The 1,632-nt window shown below is 56.3% G+C and carries 3 protein-coding genes and 1 tRNA gene; 1 reads left to right on the top strand and 3 read right to left on the bottom strand.

Translation table 11 applies throughout. From position 1 onward, the window contains the following. Positions 1–176 precede the first annotated feature (176 nt). The 3 genes from WAO31_RS05980 to WAO31_RS05970 form a co-directional block, all read right to left on the bottom strand. A complete protein-coding gene (locus WAO31_RS05980; protein WP_509591431.1) occupies positions 177–302 on the bottom strand; it encodes a hypothetical protein in 126 nt (41 codons plus the stop codon). A 15-nt stretch (positions 303–317) separates the two neighbouring features. Then, positions 318–983 (bottom strand): hypothetical protein, encoded by a 666-nt coding sequence (locus tag WAO31_RS05975; RefSeq protein ID WP_509591429.1) that lies wholly within the window; start codon positions 981–983, stop codon positions 318–320. Positions 984–1,008: 25 nt separating this feature from the next. Continuing rightward, positions 1,009–1,084, bottom strand: a tRNA-Lys gene (locus tag WAO31_RS05970). A 193-nt stretch (positions 1,085–1,277) separates the two neighbouring features. On the opposite strand from WAO31_RS05970, the gene WAO31_RS05965 reads away from it, so the two are divergent. After that, a partial coding sequence (locus tag WAO31_RS05965; RefSeq protein WP_509591427.1) for a DUF3048 N-terminal domain-containing protein occupies positions 1,278–1,632 on the top strand: 355 nt, incomplete at its 3' end.

The following is a 1,632-nucleotide window of genomic DNA, read 5'->3' as shown; positions in this document are numbered from 1 at the left end:
CAGGGGAGTGTCCTTGGTCGGTTCTTGGTCGACCCGCGGCCGAGCAGTGTCCTCACTCGCGCTGAAGTCTTTAGCAAGCCTATTCTGAATGCTTTTTGGCGTGCTTTGCGACGTGCGTCGGCATAGTCCCGGGGGGAATGCTGCGCCAGGGTTCGCTTTACACTGGTGTCCACAAACTAGGGCCACAGATCCTTGTTTCCACCTTGAAGGTGAACTCCACCCGCGAGGACGCGTCGTCCATTCTGTTTAGTGAAGTAGCGACGACCCTGTCGGGTGGTGACCTTCTTCCCCAGTGTGCTCATCACTAAGCCTTGGGGCTATCCGATGTTTTCGCAAAAGATGATGTCGTCTCGCTCAGCGGCGCCCAGGTCCTCCAGTGCGTGGTAGCGGGCATACACACCAAACGCGGCCATGTCGCTGACATGCGGAACACCGGCATCGTTGGATTCCCGCACGAAGTCTTTCAGGCTCTCAAGCCCCCTCTCGGTGCGGAAGCTCTCTGTCAGAAAGTCCGCGAAGTCGACGAGCGCTTTGGTGGTGAGAAAAAATGTGAATTGCGGGCCTACGGAGTCAACCACCGTCATCGGAGTCGACAGGTGTGGTGCCACATTGCCCATTGCTTGGTAGAGGTAGGCGTCCGAGTCAAGAACCACGAAGGGCCCGCCCAACGACCGAGCCTCGCAGAAAGATAAAACATAAAACCAGCGTTGGAAATTCAAAAGCTCGTAGTCAAAGCCGTTATTCCCTTCAAATCGGAATATCTGTGCGAAGGCATCGGCGCGAGCTGAGTAGTCATCGAGATGCGCATAGCCCACCACAGAGCGGATTTCGGGTGGGAGCAACTCTCTCGGCTGATCGCCGAGGACGACAATCGAGGAATCAGAATCTGTTGCGAGGGCCTGAAGGATAGATGCTCGAACGTAAGGCTGCAGGGGACCCCGATGGATAAAGAAGACTGTGCCTCTGCTGTCTGCTGGAATCATGAGCCGTTCTACCCTGTCGTGCGGCTGGTGGGCCCCGTCGGGCTCGAACCGACGACCCACGGATTAAAAGTCCGTTGCTCTGCCAACTGAGCTAGAGGCCCAGGAACAGTGTACTTACCCGTGGCCTGCTGGCGCGAAAACGGTACAGGGCAGTTCTGGAAGGTGTAATAGAGTGTGGTGTTTGTTGTTTTCGTTTCTATGTCAAGGAATCTCATGGACCTCTCTCTCCGTTCTTCGCTAGCGCTTGTCTCCGTATCCTTGCTCACACTCGTGGGGTGTGCTGTGGAGGAGCCCGTGGAAGACGAAGTCATTGAAGTTGTCCAAGAAGAAGCAGTCGAAGAGCCTGAGCCACTTCGCCACCCCTTCACTGGGGTAGAGCTGGGCGGCGACGTTGTTACAGGTCCCAGCATTGCAATCAAGATTGACAACACTGCTGCGGGCAGGCCTCAGGTAGGCATAGCTGCAGCGGACATCGTTTTCGAAGAACTCGTGGAGGGCGGTGTCACTCGCTACCTTGCGGTATACCACACTGCAGTCCCCGATGAAGTCGGACCGGTTCGCTCTGGACGCCCGCAGGACGCTGATTTGGTTCGGTCGCTCGGAGGAATTTTTGTTTTCTCCGGTGTGGGAAATGCCAACGTCCGAGAAA

It is taken from the genome of Rhodoluna sp., assembly GCF_049276775.1.
GTDB lineage: Bacteria > Actinomycetota > Actinomycetes > Actinomycetales > Microbacteriaceae > Rhodoluna.
Note: the sequence above shows the minus strand (reverse complement) of the source record. Positions and strands in the feature narration are given on the sequence as shown.

Coding starts and splice junctions, on each gene's coding strand:
- WAO31_RS05980 (WP_509591431.1), bottom strand. CDS start 302: ATGAGCACACTGGGGAAGAAGGTCACCACCCGACAGGGTCGTCGCTAC.
- WAO31_RS05975 (WP_509591429.1), bottom strand. CDS start 983: ATGATTCCAGCAGACAGCAGAGGCACAGTCTTCTTTATCCATCGGGGT.